This is a genomic window from Methylobacterium sp. 77, assembly GCF_000372825.1.
Taxonomy (GTDB): Bacteria; Pseudomonadota; Alphaproteobacteria; order Rhizobiales; family Beijerinckiaceae; genus Methylobacterium.
On the sequence record NZ_KB910516.1, the window covers coordinates 2,786,059 to 2,803,666 of the forward strand.

At 66.5% G+C, this 17,608-nt stretch carries 16 protein-coding genes; 5 read left to right on the forward strand and 11 right to left on the reverse strand.

Features of this window, described 5'->3' with window-relative positions; genetic code table 11:
• Positions 1-37 precede the first annotated feature (37 nt).
• Positions 38-508 (reverse strand): response regulator, encoded by a 471-nt coding sequence (locus A3OK_RS0113140; protein ID WP_019905341.1) that lies wholly within the window; start codon positions 506-508, stop codon positions 38-40.
• A 393-nt stretch (positions 509-901) separates the two neighbouring features.
• On the opposite strand from A3OK_RS0113140, the gene A3OK_RS24730 reads away from it, so the two are divergent.
• Positions 902-1,666 carry a cold-shock protein gene (locus A3OK_RS24730; protein ID WP_019905342.1) on the forward strand — a complete coding sequence of 255 codons (765 nt, stop codon included), beginning with the start codon at positions 902-904 and terminating at the stop codon, positions 1,664-1,666.
• 175 nt (positions 1,667-1,841) lie between these two features.
• Complete coding sequence (locus A3OK_RS0113150; RefSeq protein ID WP_019905343.1) at positions 1,842-2,108, forward strand: hypothetical protein; 267 nt, start codon at positions 1,842-1,844, stop codon at positions 2,106-2,108.
• Here the strand turns inward: A3OK_RS0113150 and lpxB are convergent.
• The 9 genes from lpxB to A3OK_RS0113195 all read right to left on the reverse strand — a co-directional run bounded on the left by lpxB (position 2,086) and on the right by A3OK_RS0113195 (position 13,764).
• Entirely contained in the window at positions 2,086-3,276 is a 1,191-nt protein-coding gene (gene lpxB, locus A3OK_RS0113155) for a lipid-A-disaccharide synthase (protein WP_019905344.1), read from the reverse strand. The genes A3OK_RS0113150 and lpxB overlap by 23 nt on opposite strands.
• The gene (gene lpxI, locus A3OK_RS0113160; protein ID WP_019905345.1) at positions 3,273-4,157 is read right to left on the reverse strand and encodes a UDP-2,3-diacylglucosamine diphosphatase LpxI; all 885 of its coding nucleotides are present in this window, start codon (positions 4,155-4,157) and stop codon (positions 3,273-3,275) included. Before lpxI ends, lpxB begins: the two co-directional genes overlap by 4 nt.
• The gene (lpxA, locus tag A3OK_RS0113165) at positions 4,154-4,957 is read right to left on the reverse strand and encodes an acyl-ACP--UDP-N-acetylglucosamine O-acyltransferase (RefSeq protein ID WP_026597235.1); all 804 of its coding nucleotides are present in this window, start codon (positions 4,955-4,957) and stop codon (positions 4,154-4,156) included. The genes lpxI and lpxA overlap by 4 nt, the downstream gene beginning before the upstream one ends.
• Before the next feature lie 5 nt (positions 4,958-4,962).
• Complete coding sequence (fabZ, locus tag A3OK_RS0113170; RefSeq protein WP_026597236.1) at positions 4,963-5,427, reverse strand: 3-hydroxyacyl-ACP dehydratase FabZ; 465 nt, start codon at positions 5,425-5,427, stop codon at positions 4,963-4,965.
• A gap of 148 nt (positions 5,428-5,575) precedes the next feature.
• Entirely contained in the window at positions 5,576-6,640 is a 1,065-nt protein-coding gene (gene lpxD, locus A3OK_RS0113175) for a UDP-3-O-(3-hydroxymyristoyl)glucosamine N-acyltransferase (protein WP_019905348.1), read from the reverse strand.
• A gap of 48 nt (positions 6,641-6,688) precedes the next feature.
• Positions 6,689-9,271, reverse strand: coding sequence for an outer membrane protein assembly factor BamA (gene bamA / locus A3OK_RS0113180; RefSeq protein WP_019905349.1), 2,583 nt, complete (start codon positions 9,269-9,271; stop codon positions 6,689-6,691).
• Positions 9,272-9,623: 352 nt separating this feature from the next.
• The gene (gene rseP, locus A3OK_RS0113185; protein WP_019905350.1) at positions 9,624-10,784 is read right to left on the reverse strand and encodes an RIP metalloprotease RseP; all 1,161 of its coding nucleotides are present in this window, start codon (positions 10,782-10,784) and stop codon (positions 9,624-9,626) included.
• A gap of 181 nt (positions 10,785-10,965) precedes the next feature.
• Positions 10,966-12,537: a DHA2 family efflux MFS transporter permease subunit gene (locus A3OK_RS0113190; protein ID WP_019905351.1), complete on the reverse strand. Its 1,572-nt coding sequence runs from the start codon at positions 12,535-12,537 to the stop codon at positions 10,966-10,968.
• A gap of 9 nt (positions 12,538-12,546) precedes the next feature.
• Positions 12,547-13,764 carry an HlyD family secretion protein gene (locus A3OK_RS0113195; protein ID WP_019905352.1) on the reverse strand — a complete coding sequence of 406 codons (1,218 nt, stop codon included), beginning with the start codon at positions 13,762-13,764 and terminating at the stop codon, positions 12,547-12,549.
• An 89-nt stretch (positions 13,765-13,853) separates the two neighbouring features.
• Here A3OK_RS0113195 and A3OK_RS0113200 point away from each other — a divergent pair, with 89 nt between their 5' ends.
• The 3 genes from A3OK_RS0113200 to A3OK_RS0113210 all read left to right on the forward strand — a co-directional run bounded on the left by A3OK_RS0113200 (position 13,854) and on the right by A3OK_RS0113210 (position 16,418).
• The gene (locus A3OK_RS0113200) at positions 13,854-14,543 is read left to right on the forward strand and encodes a TetR/AcrR family transcriptional regulator (protein ID WP_019905353.1); all 690 of its coding nucleotides are present in this window, start codon (positions 13,854-13,856) and stop codon (positions 14,541-14,543) included.
• Positions 14,544-14,634: 91 nt separating this feature from the next.
• The gene (locus A3OK_RS0113205; protein WP_019905354.1) at positions 14,635-15,933 is read left to right on the forward strand and encodes an SDR family oxidoreductase; all 1,299 of its coding nucleotides are present in this window, start codon (positions 14,635-14,637) and stop codon (positions 15,931-15,933) included.
• 5 nt (positions 15,934-15,938) lie between these two features.
• Positions 15,939-16,418 carry a DUF2269 domain-containing protein gene (locus A3OK_RS0113210; protein ID WP_019905355.1) on the forward strand — a complete coding sequence of 160 codons (480 nt, stop codon included), beginning with the start codon at positions 15,939-15,941 and terminating at the stop codon, positions 16,416-16,418.
• 7 nt (positions 16,419-16,425) lie between these two features.
• On the opposite strand, the gene dxr is transcribed toward A3OK_RS0113210, so the two are convergent.
• On the reverse strand, positions 16,426-17,595 hold the full coding sequence (gene dxr / locus A3OK_RS0113215) for a 1-deoxy-D-xylulose-5-phosphate reductoisomerase (RefSeq protein ID WP_019905356.1): 1,170 nt from the start codon (positions 17,593-17,595) through the stop codon (positions 16,426-16,428).
• Between the last annotated feature and the right edge of the window lie 13 nt (positions 17,596-17,608).

The window sequence follows — 17,608 nt, forward strand, 5'->3', positions numbered from 1 at the left end:
CTTGGGCGTCAGTGCAAAGCCTCGATCCGTGATCGAATCAGAGCGCTTTGCCGGCGGCCGACATTCTCGGAACCGGCCGAAGCAGGCTCTTCACCTGGGAGAACGGCCTCGGCCGGTTGATGACTTCGTCAAGGCGGGACCACAGCGTCTTCGGCGAGAACGGCTTGGCGATGATCTCGTTGACGCCGAGCGAGATGGCGCGGTCGACGACGTTGCGGCGCGGCTGCGCCAGCATGAGGATGATCGGCACCGTGGGCGAGGGTGAGGTGGTGGGCGTGCGCGCGAGGCGGATGAACTCCTCGCCAGACAGGATCGCGAGGTCCCAATCGATGATCGTGATGTCCGGTTTGCTCTCGGCGAGCACACCGAGGGCCTCGGCACCGTCCGGGGCCTCGAGCACGCGCTTGATCCCGACACGCATCAGCATGTCGCGAACGATTCGGCGGATATAGAGGCTCTCGTCCACGACGAGGGCCGACAGATCCGGAAATGACGGGGTTGCGATCATCGGCCAAGGGTTCCGGGACGCTCGTTTTTGCGAGCGCCTCGCGGCAGCCTAGCGGCCCAACGATGTGCATTGTCCTAACGCGACCGCGTAAATTTCGGCCGGTGAAGTCATTCAGGCGAATGGCGTTTGCGCATCCTGTACGCAATGCCCCTCACCGGGGGCCGGAGGCGCGGGACATGCGCCATTGCGTAATCTGCCGCAGGAAAGTGGCGGAACCTTACAGAGTCCGACGAGAAGCATCTTGCGATAGCGCCGAGATTCAGTCAGGACTATGGCGTTATTCTTGGTCACCGCTGCCGAGGGTGATGATAGTGTGGTGCAGTGCCTGTCTGGGACGGGGCGCACCCGGTATTCGATGACAGATGGTCGGCGGACGGTTTTTGCGAGCTTTCGATGGGACGTGGTCGTGATTTCAGGGGGCCGCAGAAGCGCGGCTTCGATGAGGGTGGTGCCGAGCCTCGTTGGCCGGATCAGGCACCCCCGAGCGGTGGCTTTGGCGGTGGATATGGCGGTGGCGGCGGCGGTTTCGATCGCGGTCCGGCCCGTGCAGCAGCCGCTCCCTCTGGACCGGAGCGCGACGCGACGGTCAAGTGGTTCAACAAGGAGAAGGGCTTCGGCTTCGTCGAACTGGCTGACGGTTCGGGCGACGCGTTCCTTCACATCCGCGCTGTCGAGGCCGCTGGCCATGCGGACCTCCTTCCCGGCACGCGCCTGACAGTCCACACCGCCCAGGGCCAGAAGGGTCCGCAGGTCACCGACGTGACCAGCGTCGACACCTCGACGGCCGAGGCCGAGCCCCCGCGTCGCGCTCCCGCGCCCCGCGCCGGTGGTTTCGGTGGCGGCGACCGCTTCAGCGGTGGTGGTGCCGGCGGATACGGCGGCGGCGGCGATCGCTTCGGCGGTGGTGGTGCCGGCGGCGGCGGTGGTCGTTTCGCCAGCGGCCCGTCGGTCGAGATGACCGGCACCGTGAAGTGGTACGATCCGGCCAAGGGCTTCGGCTTCGTGTCCGTCAATGACGGCGGCAAGGACGTGTTCGTGCATCGCTCGGCCCTGTCGCGCGCCGGTCTCGAATCCCTCGCCGAAGGCCAGCAGGTCACGCTCAGCGTGATCGATGGTCAGAAGGGCCGCGAGGCCCAGAGCATCAACGCCGATTACTGATCGGCTCATCAGCATCGTCGGAATGGCCGCTTTATCGCAGCCTTTCCGACGATCGCGATAAAAGACGGCGGCCTTCGGGTCGCCGTTTTTCGTCGTGATCGTCGTTGCAGGACCCGGAAGCCGGATTCCGCAACGAACCAATGCAAGACAGTTATTTCAGGCGTCGGGAGCTGTGATGCGTGCCGTCTTCGTGACGATCAGCCTGTGCCTGCCATTGGCTTTCGCCAGCATGGCGAAGGCTGAGGATTTCACCGGTTTCTATGCCGGCGTGAATGCCGGCTACGCTTTCGGGCGCGACAAGAGCACCCGAACTCCGGACTTGTCATCGCTGTCATCGAAGACGGAAGCGGATGACAGAGCTCTTCCGCCCAGTGCCCTGCAGGCTTCGGAGACGATGAAGGGCGCGAGACCGCGGGCGGCTACGTCCCTGCCGGTGCGCTGACGGACGGGCGCGCCGCAGAGAGCACGATCCGGGCAGCTTTCCGGCTCGGTTCGTCATCGCCCGCAAGCCGCATCGAACCATCGATTCGCTGGAGCGAGCGGAGTTGTGCGTCGCGAGCGTCGCCGCCCTTGAGAAGCGGAAGCAGGGCCTCGCCCAAACGCCCCGGCGTGCACTCGGCCTGGATGAATTCCGGCATGGCGTTCTCGCCGAGGATCAGGTTCGGCAACACGATGGTCGGGACCTGAATGAGCCGACGTGCCACGGCCTCCTCCAGACGCGATACCTTGTAGGCCACGACCATCGGCACGCCAGCGAGCGCGAGTTCGAGGGTCACCGTACCCGAGGCTGCCAAGGCCGCACGGGACCTTCGGAAGGCGGCATATTTCGCGGCCTCTCCGTGCACGATCCTCACAGGGTGCGACCAGGCCAGCGCCAGCCTCTCGATCATGGCGCGATGACGGGTCACCGCCGGCAGAACGGCATCGATCGGCCCATGGCGTTGGACGAGAAGATCGAGCGTGGCCCCGAAGACCGGCATCAACCGCTCGATTTCCGAGCGACGCGAGCCCGGCAGGATCACGAGCGTCGGCGGCCTCGCCTCGCGCGCAGCCGCCTCGCTCGCATCCGGGCGCAGCTCGGACAGCCGTTCGATCAGCGGATGCCCGACATAGGTGCAGTCCGGACCGCCGAGCCTGCGATGCGCATCGGGCTCGAACGGCAGCAGTGCCAGGACATGGTCGATGAACGGACGCATCTTGGCCGCGCGCCAGGGCCTCCAGGCCCAGACGCTGGGCGACACGTAATCGACGATGGGCAGGCTCGGCAGCCGCTTGCGCACGCGTGACGCCACCGCATGGGTAAATCCGGGGCTATCGATGATGACGAGCACGTCGGGCCGCGACTCGACGATGTCGCGCACCGTCTGGCGAATGCGACGCAGGAGGGTCCGCAGGCGGGCTGCGACGGGCAGATACCCCATCACGGCGACATCATCGAGGGGAAACAGCGAGACGAATCCCTCCGCCGTCATGGCCTCGCCGCCGACCCCGCCGAACGCCACCTGCCCGTCGGAGATATCCGAGAGTGCCCGCATCAGCTTGGCACCGAGCTGGTCGCCCGAATCCTCACCGGCGACGAGCCAGATCCGTCTGGACGCGTTGTTCGTCATACCTCGATCCGCAAACCGATGAGAAACAGGCCCGCCCGGTCGGCCGCTGCCACCGTGGCATCCCTGTCGATGATGAGGGTGTAGCCGGCCTGGATGGCGATCCCGGCGCAGCCAGCGGCGGCGGCGGCCTTCACCGTGCGCGGACCGATGGCCGGCAGGTCGACACGCAGATCCTGGCCGGTCTTGGCGAGCTTCACCAAGACGGTGCCCGGCTGCGCCGCTCCCATTCCGAACGGCCTGCGACCAAGGGCACGCGCGCGGGCGAGCATGCGGTCGGTGCCTTCGGGCCCCTCGACCGCGAGCGCGCGCTGCGCAGCGACGACGATGGCCTGACCGACATCGTAGGTCGCAAGCGCCGCGAGGATGCCGCAGCCCGTGGCGATGGATGCCTGCGCGGCGAGATCCGGAGCGAGCCGTCCGAGCTGTCCTTCGGGACTCAGCAGGTCCGGCGCAACATCGTGGATGCCGACGACGCGGTGGCCGTTATCCTCGAGCAGGACCAGGGCACCGCGCAACAGCCGGTCGTCCCCTCCCGCCGATATCGCCTTCAGCGCGTCGCGATTCCGCAAGGCCGCGGCGGCATTGAGGATCGCGGCGGGGCTGGGACGCGAGACACCCCCAACCGGTATCACGCAGGCGGGCCCCCAGGCTTCGAGGATCCTCAAGGCACCGGAGATATCGAGAAGATCGACCGTGGCATCGGCGCGCTCACGCATCGGCCGTTCGGCAAAGCCACGGATGGCGAGCACCCGGAACGAGCGCCCCGACCTTTCGAGGGATTCGGCGACCAGTTCCGGAAGCCGGCCGGCGCCGGCCACCAGAACGAGACGCTCCACCGCGCGTGCGTCGGTGAGGGGCGCCGGATGGGACGATGCGGTCAAGCCGAGCCCGGATTCTCGCGCGGGGTGCAGATCGAGCGCTTACCGCCTTCGCGGATGAAGGCGATGATCTCGGCGACGGCGCGATGCGATTCGAACTCCGCGGCCACGTCCTCCACCCTCTCCATCAAGGTGCCCTCGGGGGCAAAGAGCAGGCGATAAGCCCGTCGCAGGGCATGGATGTCCTCGCGGGCGAAGCCCCGGCGCTGCAGGCCGATGATGTTGAGGCCCGAGAGATAGGCACGGTTGCCAAGGGCCATACCGTAGGGAATGCAGTCGTTTTCCAAGCCGGATAGACCGCCGACGAAGGCGTGGGCTCCGACGCGGGCGAACTGGATCACCGCCGCGCCGCCACCGAGGATCGCGTAATCTCCGACGCTGCAATGGCCGGCCAGCATGACGTTGTTCGAGAAGACGACTCCATCGCCCACCCGGCAATCATGCCCCACATGGGAATTGGCGAGGAAGGTGCACTTGTCGCCGACGACCGTCTCGAGACCGCCGCCGGCGGTGCCCGGATTCATCGTGACGCCTTCGCGGATCAGGCACTCGGCACCGATGGTCAGCGTGGAGGCCTCGCCGCGAAACTTCAGGTCCTGCGGCGGATGGCCGATGGATGCGAACGGATAGAGCTTGGTGCGGGGGCCGATTCCGGTGCGGCCGGCGACGACCACATGGCTGATGAGTTCGCAGCCCTCGCCGAGCACGACTTCCGGTCCGACATGACAGAAGGGACCGATCCGCACACCTTCGCCGATCGTGGCACCATCCTCGATGACGGAACTCGGATGGATGTCGGTCACGTCGCTCACTCCGTCACCAGCATGGCGCCGATCTCGGCCTCGGCGACGAGGGTGTCGCCGACGCGCGCCTCGCCCCGGAACCACCACATCGTCCGGCGCTGGTTCATCTTCGTCATATGATAGCGCACCGTATCGCCGGGCACGACGGGTTTGCGGAACTTGCATTTGTCGATGGTCATGAAGAAGACCTGCTTGGCCCGCACCTCATCGGTCCTGATGTGCTGGCAGCAGATCGCGCCGGCCGTCTGGGCCATGCCCTCGATCAGCAGGACACCGGGGAAGACCGGCAGGCCGGGGAAATGCCCGGTAAACTGCGGCTCGTTGAACGAGACGTTCTTGATCCCGATGCAGGAGCGGTCCCCGTCGATCTCGATGATGCGATCGATCATCAGGAACGGATAGCGATGGGGCAGAAGTTCCAGGATCTTCTGGATGTCGGCCGAGCCCAGATCTTTCGGCATGTCACTCATCGATCGAACAACCCCATCGCGCGCCGGCGCCCCTGACGCCCCGCCTCATCCCTCAAAAAGTGGAGCGTTGTCTTCGACATAAACGCCACACGATGCAAGCCTCGGAGGGCTATGCCGGCGACAATCCAGGGCCGGGCACCGTTATCGCTCAGTCCTTGTCGGGCTCGCTCGTGTCGCGTCCCGACTTTTCCGCGAGACGCGCGAGGGCGGTGAGTTCGCGGAACCAGGTGCGCACGGGCTTGGCCGGCGTGCCGCCCCACCGGCTTCCCGGCGGGACATCGCGGTTGACGTTCGATGAGCCGGCGATCTGCGAGCCCATGCCGATCCGCAAATGCCCGACCACGCCAACCTGGCCACCGAGAACGACGTAGTCTTCCAGGGTGGTCGACCCGGAAATGCCGACGCCGGAGACGATGACGCAGTGGCGGCCGATGACGACGTTGTGGGCGATCTGAACGAGGTTATCGATCTTGGTGCCCTCGCCGACGATGGTATCGCGACCCGCGCCGCGATCGATCGTGGTGTTGGCACCGATCTCGACATCGTCCTGGACGATGACCCGGCCGGTCTGAGGCACCTTGAGATGGCCGCCCAGCCCCATGGCGAAGCCGAAACCGTCCTGGCCGAGACGCGCACCCGGATGAAGGATGACGCGGTTGCCGACGAGGGCATAGGCCAGCGTCGTCCCGGCGCCGATGGAGCAGTCACGACCGATCCGGACATCGGGGCCGACAACCGCATTCGCGCCGATGATCGTACCCGAGCCGATCTCGGCTCCGGGGCCGATGACGGCACCGGGATCGACGACCACGCCGTCTTCGAGGCGAGCCTTGGGATGGACGTGGGCTCCCGGTGATACGCCCTCGGTCCCGAATTGCGAGAGCGGCCGCATGGCTTCCGGATGGAAGCGGGCCAGGAGGCCGGCATAGATCCGATACGGATCGCGGGTGACCAGCGCGATGGTGGTCGTGGGGACCTTGGCCGCGAAGCGCGGCGAGACGAGGCAGACCAAAGCCTTGGTCTGAGCCAGGATCTCGCCGTAGCGGGCATTGTCCATATAGGCGAGATCGCGGGGCCCGGCGGTCTCCAACGGAGAGGCGCCGGCGACCGTCAGCAGCGGATCTGCGCCCTCGGGAAGCGAAATGCCAGCAACCCCGGCGATGTCGCCGAGGCTGATGGCCGTGCTGGGTGCGAAGAAGACGGGATCAGACATGATGCGACAACGCACGGGCTCCGAGAAAGGAAGCCCGTGCGTCTTATGTCAGAACCGCGAGCCGCCGGAGAAGCGGAAGGCCTGAAGCTGATCCTTGCCGACGCGGCCGAGGAAGTTGCCGGTCGAGTCGTAGATCTTCTGTCCCTCGTCCTTGGTCAGGGCGTAGGCGTAATCGAAGCGGATCGGGCCAAGCGGCGAGTTCCACAAGATCGACGCACCGATCGAGGAGCGGATCGTCATCTTGTCGCGGACGTTCAGGCATTCCGGCTCGACCGTGATCGCTCCGGCTCCGAGCGCGGTGTAGGCGCAAGCCCCACCAGGCGCGATACCGTTGATGGCCGCATCGCCGTTCACGTCGAACTGGGTCCGGCTGTTATAGCCGAACAACGTACCGGCATCGGCGAAGACAGCGCCCTTCAGGCCGAGATCCCGCGGAATACCGTAGATCGGGAACTGAACTTCGAGGGTGCCGCCGAAGTAGGTGGTACCGCCAACGGCGTTCGAGCGAGCATCGGCGCTGCCGACGTCACGCGGACCGATACCGTTTGGCGCGAAGCCGCGGACGAGCGACGGACCGAGGAAGTACTGGTCGGTAATGCGCAGCTTTTCGTCGGTCAGGGCCGAGATATGGCCGCCCTGCAAGCGGGCGAAGCCGACCACGTCCTCGTAGAACTCCTTGTAGTAGCGCATGTCGCCGGCCACGCGGAAGAACTTCGAATCGCCGCCGAGACCCGCGATTTCAGGCTTCAGCTCGGCATAGAGGCCGTTCCGCGGCTGGGCGAGATTGTCCAGCGTCGAATAGGCCAGAGTCACGCCAGCGAGTGACGTCAACGTGTTGCCAGTCGAACCCTTGAGCGCGATGGAGGCTTCACCATCGAGAGCACAGTTCGGATATGTCGGCAGACCGCCGGTGTTGCGACCGGAGACGGGATCGATCGTTCCAGCCGGATTGAGGACCGTATAACCGGGGATCGGGTTCGAGCAGTCGTTATACGGCCGCTTGACGCTGTTCGGGATCGTCAGCTCGGTATTGTACAGCGAGTAGCGCAGGGTGACGCCGAACTCTTCCGTGATCGGCAGGCCGACGCGGAGCTGACCGCCATAGACGGTGGTCTCGTAGCGCGAGTAGCGCGTCAGATCGCTGTACTTGTAGAATGCGTCGAAGCCGGCGGCGAGACGGTAGCCGAGGAAGTACGGCTCGGTGAACGAGAAGTCGACACCGCGCGAATACTGGCCACCCGTACCGGCGAGGCGGACATACTGGCCACGGCCGAGGAAGTTCGACTCGGAGACCGAGACTTCGCCGATGATGCCGTCCTGGGTGGAGTAGCCGCCTGCCACCGAGAACGAACCCGTGGGCTGATCCTCGACGTCGATGTTGATGACCACGCGGTCGGCCGAGGAGCCCGGCTCGTTGGAGAAGCGGACCTTCTTGAAGAAGCCGAGGCCGTTGAGGCGACGCTCCGCACGATCGGTCAGGACGCGGTTATAGGCGTCGCCCTCGGTGATATCGAGCTCGCGGCGGATGACGTAATCGCGGGTGCGTGTGTTGCCGCGAATGTTGATGCGCTCGACATAGACGCGGGGACCGTCCTCGACGACGAAGCCGAGAGCCACGGTGTGCGTGGCGCGGTCGCGCTGGCCGGTCGGACGGACCTGGGCGAAGGGGAAGCCCTGGCGAGCGACCTGATTGGTCACGCCGGCAAGCGTCTTCTCGACATCCTCGGCATTGTAGACGTCACCGATGGCGGAGCGGACCTCGCCGTCGAGGATCTGCTTGTCGACACCCGGGAGGCGCGAATCGATGGCGACCGCACCGACCGTGTATTGCTGGCCTTCATCCACCGACACGGTGATGACCCAGCCGGCATCGCCCTCGCCTTCGACGTAGCGCGCATCGGCATTCACGACCCGGAAATCGGCATAGCCGTTCTTCAGGTAGTAACGGCGCACGAGGTCGAGATCGTTGGTGATACGATCGGGATCGTAGACGTCGGAGGTCTTGATGAAGGAGAGGAAGTTCATCTCCGACGAGCTCATCAGCTCGCGCAGCTTGCTCTCGGAATAGGCGCTATTGCCGACGAAGTTGATCGCCTTGATGCCGGTCTTGTCACCTTCCTCGATCACGTAGATCAGGTCGATGCGGCCGTTGGGCAGATCGACGGTGCGGAAGCTGACCTTGGCGGTACCACGGCCGGCGCGGCGGTAGATCTCGCGAATGCGCTGAAGATCGGCCTGGACCACACCCTCGCTGTAGCCGCCGCGGCCCTTGGCCTCGACCTCGGCTTCGAGCGTCGCCTTCTCGACCTTCTTGTTTCCCTCGAACACCACCCGGTTGATGATGTTATTCTCGCGGACCGTCACCAGCGTCCCGGCGCCACTGCGCGAGACCTTCACGTCGGAGAACATGCCGCTCGCCAACAGATTGCGGCGGGCCTCTTCGGGAGATCCGGAGGCCGTACCGGTCACGTAGGACCGGATGGTGTCGGCATCGACGCGCTTGTTACCCTGGACGACGATCTGCTGCGCCTGAGCCGTGCCGCCCAGAACCAGCCCTGCGGCCGCGGCAGCGACTAGGACGATGGTCTGTTCGGCCGACTTACGCCGGCGCTTCCCCGTCATCGACATCATGTAATCGCCCGTCTCTATTTATTAACAGTCCGGGTTCGCACCCGCAGACAGGCGGTCGTTGTCCGACCGTCCCGTCACCTGGTCCCAGCTCAGCTTCTACCCAGTTTCCGAAGCGAAGCAAACGCTCGGGGCCGGGCTCTGAGGGGGATTTTGGGGAGACGTGGCCTTCCGGTCACTTAACGGTTCCCGTTCATCGCTCGATAAGGTGAATCAATCGTCAATTCGCAGCAAAAAGCCCGCCCAGGATACCGGGCGGGCTTCTCGATTATCAAAGTAATTCAACCGCTTAGCAAACAGTCCACACCCTTCTGGAGGGAACGTGCCGAGCCTCCGCCACGGATGGAGCCCTGGGTCAGGAGCCGCGTCCCGACCATGAGGCGCCGAGGTTCAGGATGTCGTTCCAAGCCGCGAACAGCATCAGGAACAGGACCAGGGCAAGCCCGATCCGGAAGCCGATCTCCTGGGTCTTCTCGCTCAGCGGCCGGCCACGGACGGCCTCGAACGCGTAGAACAGCAGGTGCCCGCCATCGAGGAGCGGCACCGGGAACAGGTTGAGCAGACCGATCGACACCGACAGCAGCGCCACGAGGCCGATGAGCCCACCGACGCCACCGACCTTGGCGACCTCGCCGGAGACGCGGGCGATGCCGATCGGCCCCGAAAGCTGATCGGCGGATTCACGGCCCGTCACCAGTTTGCCGAGGTAGTTCATGGTCCGGTCGACGACGAAATAGGTCTCCGACACGCCGAGACGAAGGGACTCGAGGAGGCCGTAATGTCTGACCTGCGCGTCGGCGCCGTTCGGTCCCTTGATGCCGAGGCGACCGAGGCGGTGCTTGCCGAACGGCGTGCGCTCCTCCACCGCGTCAGGCACGGCGTTCAACGTCTTGACCTCGCCGCCACGTTCGACGGTGACGGCGAGGCTGGCGCCGGCGCTCCCGGAAACAGTGCGTTGCATGTCGAGGAAGTTCGTGACCTGCGTCCCATCGATGGACGTGACCAGGTCACCGGCCTGGAAACCGGCACGCTCGGCGGCGCTGCCCGGCATCACGCCATCGATACGCGGGGGAAGCTCGTAGCGGCCGACGAAGTAGATCGCCCCGGCGAACAGGACGATGGCGAGAAGGAAGTTGGCGATGGGCCCGGCGGCCACGATGGCGGCGCGCTTACCCAGGCTCTGGGCCGGGAAACTCGTCGCGCGCTCCTGCGGCGTCATCCGCGCGAGGGCAGCCGGATCGGCGACGCTGGCGCCGTTGGCGTCACCGTGGAACTTGACGTAGCCGCCGAGCGGGATCGCCGACACTTTCCAGCGTGTGCCGTGGCGGTCGTTGAAGCCGAAGAGCTCGGGTCCGAAGCCGAGTGAGAAGGCGTGGACCCCGACTCCGCACCAGCGGCCGACGAGGAAGTGTCCCATCTCGTGGACGAAGACCACGATGCTGAGCACGATGACGAAGGGGATCACCGACCCGAAGAAGTCGGAGGCCGTTCCCCCCATCGAATTCAGAAAGTCCATTCCGTCGATCCTTCAGGGCCTCGCGAGGGGCCAGCATGCGTCCATAGCAGATCGGATCGCGGTCGAGCGAACGCAAACCGGACAAGGCCGGCGAGATCGTCGCACGGCGCCACGCCGTCCCCCGTTTCCTCAACGGAAGGTTAAGAGCACGGACGACACGGGATTCTCCCTGTCCCTCTTGTTAGTGTCCGCCGCCGGCCGCCGAGGCCGTGCGCGGGCGGCGGATCAAAGGCGTGGCGCAGGCCATGGCGAGGAAAAGAAAGGTGAGGACCAGGAAGACGTCGGTGAAGCTCATCACCAGTCCCTGCATCCTCACGGTGTTCATCATCGCCTTCAGGGCCATGGAATTGCCGTCGAGCCCGAGGGCATCGAATTGGCGGCGGGTCATGTCGAGCCGCTCCAGCACGGCATTGTTGGTCCAGGTGAAGCGCTCGTGCAGACGCGCTAGGTGCAGATCCCAGCGGTCGTTGAGCACGGTGTTGATGAGGGCGAGCCCCACCGCGCCGCCGAGGTTGCGGGTGAGGTTGTAGAGGCCGGAGGCGTTCTTCATCCGCGCCGGCGGCAGCGTGCCCAGCGCGATGTTGTTGATCGGGATCATGCACAGCATCAGCGAGCAGCCGCGCAGGACCTGCGGCAGCAGGAGCTCCCAGAAATCCCAATCCTTGGTCAGGCCGGTGACGATCCAGGTGCCGGCGGCGAAACCGGTGAAGCCGATCCCCATGAGGATGCGCGGATCGACCTTGCCCGAGAACCGGCCCGCGATGGGGGCGGTGGCGAACATGCACAGGCCCGACACGAACATCGTCTCGCCGATCTGCAGGGCCGAGTAGCCGCGCACCCGGCCGAGATAGACCGGGTAGAGGTAGGTGAGGCCGTAGAGGCCGATGCCGAGGACGAAACTGAAGATGCAGCCCGCCGCGAAGTTGCGGTCGGAGAAGGCGCGCAGATCGACGATGGGCTCCCGCGCGGTGAGCGCGCGCCAGAAAAAGGCGATGCCGCCGGCGACGCAGATCACGGCGCAGGCGAGGACCGCCTCGTCCTGGAGCCAGTCGTGATTCGGGCCCTCCTCCAGAACGTATTCGAGGCAGCCGAGGAAGGCGGCCATGAAGGCGAGGCCGAACCAGTCGAAATGCTTGAACAGGTCGAGGTTCGGCTCGTCGAAATCGACCAGCAGATAGGTCGAGACCGTGACGACGATGCCGGGCACGACGTTGATCAGGAACAGCCAGTGCCAATCGAAGGCGTCCGTGAGGTAGCCGCCCACCGTCGGACCGATGGTCGGGGCGAGCGTCGCCACGAGACCGATCATCGGCGACACGATGGGCCGTTTGGAGGGCGGGAAGATCGTGAAGGCCGAGGCGAAGACGGTCGGGATCATGCCGCCGCCGATGAAGCCCTGCAGCGCCCTCCACACGATCATCTCGTTGATCGAGGTCGAGGTGGCGCACATCAGGCTCATCAGGGTGAAGCCGCCCGCCGAGACGACGAACATCCACCGAGTCGAGATCACCCGCGAGAGGAAGCCCGAGAGCGGGATCGCGATGACCTCGGCGATGAGGTAGCTGGTCTGGACCCAGGGAATCTCATCGCCCGAGGCGGAGAGACCGGCCTGGATCTCGGCGAGCGATGCCGAGACGATCTGGATGTCCAGGATCGCCATGAACATCCCGAACACCATGCACACGAACGCCACCATGCGGCGGCGATCGAGGGGCGGCTCGACGGCCGGCAAGGTGGCGAGAGCGGCGGCCATGATCGGCGCCTAGTGCCGGGAGGCCGTGCGGAGCGGCTCGCCCCCGTCGCGGGTATCGACCCGCACGGTGACGGACAGGCCGGGACGGAGGAGGCCCTCATGGGCCACGTCCGCCGGGACGCGGACGCGCACGGGCAAGCGCTGGACGATCTTGGTGAAGTTGCCGGTGGCGTTGTCGGGCGGAAGCAGGCTGAAGACGGAGCCCGAGGCCGGTGACAGCGATTCGACCTCGCCGACGATGTCGCGGCCGGGATAGGCGTCCACGGCGATGTGGACATGCTGGCCGGGATGCATCCGCTCGACCTGCGTCTCCTTGAAGTTCGCGTCGATCCGCACGCTCTCCAGCGGCACCAGCGCGGCGATGCGCGAGCCCGGCGAGACGTAGGCGCCCGCTTCCACCGCCTTGTTGCCGACGACGCCGTCGAAGGGCGCCTGGATCACGGTGAAGGCAAGATCGCGGGCGGCCCTGTCCTCGGCGGTCTTCAACTCGGCCGCCAGACCTTCCGCCTCCTTGGCCTGCGCGCGCAGGACGTCGACATTGGCCTTCATCATGGCGAGGCCCGCCTCGGCGCCCTTCACCGTGGCCTCGGTGCGGTTACGGTCGGCCAAGGCCTGCTCGATCCGCGATTTCGCGACGAAATCGACCTTCTCCAACTGCTGCTGCCGGGCGTAATCGGCGGCGGCGCGGATCGAATCGGCCTTGGCCGCATCGATCTGTGCCGAGCTCTGGAGCAGCTGGGCCTGTGCCGCCTCGATCTGCCGGCCGATCCGGGCGATGGTCGCCTGCTGGGTCCCGAGCTTGTCGTGCGCCGCCTGGCTCGCGAGGCGGTAATCGCCGTCGTCGAGGCGGGCGATGACGTCGCCCTTGTGCACCGCCTGCCCGTTCATCACCGGCACCGAGGCGAGATAGCCCGGCACCTTGGCGGCCAGGATCGAGATATCGGCCTGGACATAGGCGTCGTCGGTGGAGACGAAGAAGCGGCCGACCGTCCACCACTCGTAGCCCTTGTAGCCACCAGCGGCGAGGCCGAGGGTCAGGACGGTCAAGAGCACGGCCTTGCGCAGCGGGCGCCGCTTCGGTGCCGGCGTGACGGTTTCGGCAACCGGCGAAACCGGCGGTCCGGCCACGACGGGGATTGCCGGCGACGCGGCCGCGGGAGCGATATCGTCCGAATGTCCGGCACCAGAAGAAGCGTCGCGGTGTCCGTCTTCGTCGCGAAGAGACATAGGTTGGTCCCGGCAGAGAAGGAATGACCGAACCGTTCGGTCAATTGCCGCGCCGGATTGACCGGCACTGCGAATGCCCTCTAGATAGAATGACTGAACGGTTCGGTCAATCGGAGGAAACGGTGGCGGCAGGCGAGGCGGAGAGCCCAACGATCGAGAGGACGAGCGCCCGCAATCTCGCGGAAACGGACAAGCGCCGGCAGATCCTCGATGGCGCGCGAACCGTCTTCATGGGATCCGGCTTCGACGGCGCCAGCATGGGCGAGATCGCCAAGGCGGCCGGCGTCTCGAAAGGCACGCTCTACGTCTACTTCGACAGCAAGGAGGCGCTCTTCGAGGCGCTGACGCTGGAGGAGAAGCGAGGTCTCGCCGAGGCCCTGTTCCAGCTCGATGCCGACGATCCGGACATCCGCGGCGTGCTCACCCGGCTGGGCCGGAGCTACCTCGTTCACATGATACGCCCCGACCATGTGGCGATCATCCGCATGGTGATCGGTGCGACCGAAAAGTTTCCGCGATTCGGCCAAGCCTTCTACGAGGCCGGACCGGCGCAGGGCGTCGCGAGGCTGACCGCCTATCTCGACCGGCAGGTCGCGGCGGGCCGACTTCGACCGGCGGATACCGAACTCGCGGCCAAGCACTTCCTCCACCTGTGCCAGGCCGGTCTTCTGACGCGCCTGCTCTTTGCCGCGGGCGGTCCGGTGACGGAGGCCGAGATCGACCCCCGCGTGAGCGAAGCCATGCGTGTGTTCTTCGCGGCCTACGGTCCCGAGGCTTGAACCAACGCAGATCTCCGAACCGTCACGGATGATTTAGGCAATCCAGGCGATGGTGGCCCGATACGCGACTGAAGCGGCGGGCCATTCACCGATGCGAATTCTGGTTCTCGGAGGCTATGGTCTCATCGGCACTGCGGTCGTGAGCCGCTGCCTTGCCGCCGGGCACGCGGTGACCGGCCTCGGACGGGACGTCTCCGCGGCACGCCTGCGCCAACCCGATGCCGATTGGATCGCGCGCGACATCGCAACGCTCACCGAACCGTCCGATTGGACCGCGACGCTGCAGGGCATCGACGCGGTGGTGAATTGCTCCGGCGCCCTGCAAGACGGCCCGCGCGACGATGTCCGCGCCGTCCAGGCCACCGCGATGCGCGCCCTGTTCGCATGCTGCCGACTGATGGGCATCCGGCGCGTCGTTCAGATCTCGGCGGTGGGGGCCTCCCTCGACGCCCCGACCGAGTTCATGCGCAGCAAGGCCGAGGCCGACGCTGCCGTGGCCGCCCTCGATCTCGACTGGGTGATCCTGCGACCCGGCCTCGTCCTCTCGCCTCTCTCCTACGGGGCCACCGGCCTCATCCGTGCACTGGCCTCCATTCCGGTCGCCTTCGTGGGAATGCGCGGCCACCGGCCAATCCAGACCGTCCATGTCGACGATGTCGCCGAGGCGGCTGTCCTCGGGCTCGAAGGTCGGATCGCTCCTCGTGCGAGCTACGACCTCGTCGAGGCGCACGGCCACGTCCTGCCGGACATCGTCGCCGGCTTTCGCGCCTGGCTCGGGCGCCCGCCCGCCGTGCTCGCGCTGCCGGTGCCAACCTGGCTCCTGCGCATCGGATTTCGCATCGGCGATCTCGTCGGCCGCCTCGGTTGGCGGACGCCCATCCGCACCATGGCCCTCCGCCAGATCGAAGCCGGCATCGGCGGAGACCCGACGGACTGGGAGCGGGCCGGCGGGGCACCGCTCTCGTCCCTGTCGGAGAGTCTTCGCAGGATGCCGTCCGGGGTGCAGGAGCGCTGGTTCGGCCGGCTCTGGCTCCTGAAGCCCGCGATCCTGGCCATGCTCTCGCTGTTCTGGGGGCTGTCGGGCCTGATCGCGCTCGCGCATCTCGATGCGGCGATGGCTGCGATGACGGCTCACGGCATCACACCGGGCCCGGCGCGGGCGATGGTGCTCGCCGGGATCGCCATCGACCTCGTCCTCGGACTCGCGATCCTGGTGAGACGCACCATGCCGCTCGCCGCCCTCGGCATGGTCGCGATGACGGGAATCTATCTCTTCCTCGGGTCGGCGCTGGCCGCCGGCCTCTGGCTCGATCCGCTGGGCGCCTATCTGAAGACGCTGCCCGGCGCGATGCTGGCCCTCGTCGCCTATGCGCTCGCCGACGAGCGCTGAACCCCATGGATCACATCGATGTTTTGCGCTGGCTTCACGTCATCGGCGCGACGATCCTGTTCGGCACCGGGATCGGCATCGCATTCTTCATGACGATGGCTGATTGCACGGGACGAGCCGGACTCATCGCTCACGTCGCTGGAACGGTCGTCGTGGCGGACACGATCTTCACGGCGATCGCGGCCGTGTTCCAGCCGGTGACGGGGTGGCTCCTGGCGCGCGCCATCGGCTGGTCCCTGACGGAGGGATGGGTCGCCCTCTCGCTCGTCCTCTACGTCGTCGTCGGCCTGTGCTGGCTTCCGGTCGTCGGGATCCAGATCACTCTGCGTGATCTCGCGAGAGCCGCCGAAGAAACGGGGCTATCGCTGCCACCGCGCTATCACGCGCTGTATCGGGTCTGGCTCGCTTGCGGCGTGCCGGCCTTCACCGCGATGCTCGCCATCCTGTGGCTGATGACGGCAAAGCCGCGCTTCGCCCTGTTCTGACCGATGCTCAGGTGGCGGAAGGCAGGGCCTTCGCGCTCCAGTCGCGGACATGGGCATCGATGGCGAGCGCCTCGTCCACGTCGGCGGGCGCGCTACGATACTCGCTCGCGAAATGCTCGCAGGCGCTCTCCACCAGTTCCGCGATCCCGTAGAAGCCGATCTCGCCGCGAATGAAGGCGGCCACCGCGATCTCGTTGGCGGCGTTCATCACGGTCGGCGCGGCACCGCCATCCTTGAGCGCGGCGCGAGCGATGCGCAGGCATGGAAAGCGCGCCTCGTCCGCCGCCTCGAAGGTGAGGCTGCCGACGGCGGCGAGGTTGAGCGAACGTCCCCGCTCGATGGTCAGGCGGTCGCCGAGGCCGAGGCAATGGGCGATGGGGACACGCATGTCCGGCATGGCGAGGCCCGCCGTCACCGCGCCATCGCGCCATGTGATGAGGCCGTGCACGATCGATTGCGGGTGCACGATCACGTCGAGGCGCTCGGCCTCGATGGAAAACAGATGGTGCGCCTCGATGAGTTCGAGACCCTTGTTCATCAGCGATGCCGAATCGATGTTGATCTTCATGCCCATCGACCAGGTCGGATGAGCCGCCGCCTCGGTCGGTGAGGCCGCCGCGATGCGCTCCTTCGTCCAGGTCCGGAACGGGCCGCCGGAGGCGGTGATGGTCATGGTCGAGACGTCGGAGATGCGCCCATCCCCGAGAGCCTGCGCCAGGGCGTTGTGCTCGGAATCGACGGGAAGCAGCGTCGCCTTGAATCGCGCGGCGTCGCGCATGAAGGCGTCGCCGGCGCAGACGAGGCTCTCCTTGTTGGCGAGCGCCACCGTGCGCCCGAGACGGAGCGCTGCATGGGTCGGGCGCAGACCGGCCGCGCCACTCACCGCGGCGACGACGATGTCCGCATCCCGCGCGACGGCCTCGAGGACGGCGCCCTCCCCCGCCCCGTTGGCGATGCCGGTGCCGGACAGCGCCTCGCGCAGAGCCGGTCCCTGGCTCTCGTCGGCGAGGGCGGCGAAATCGGCGCCGATCTCGCGGGCGAGCTTGGCGAGCGCCGCCGCATCGCGACCGCCGACGAGGGCTCCGATGCGGAAGCGCTCGGGATGCTGGGCCAGCAGGTCGGTGGTGGAACGACCGATGGACCCGGTGGCGCCGAGGATGGTGACGGTATGGCTCAACGGATCGGTTCCT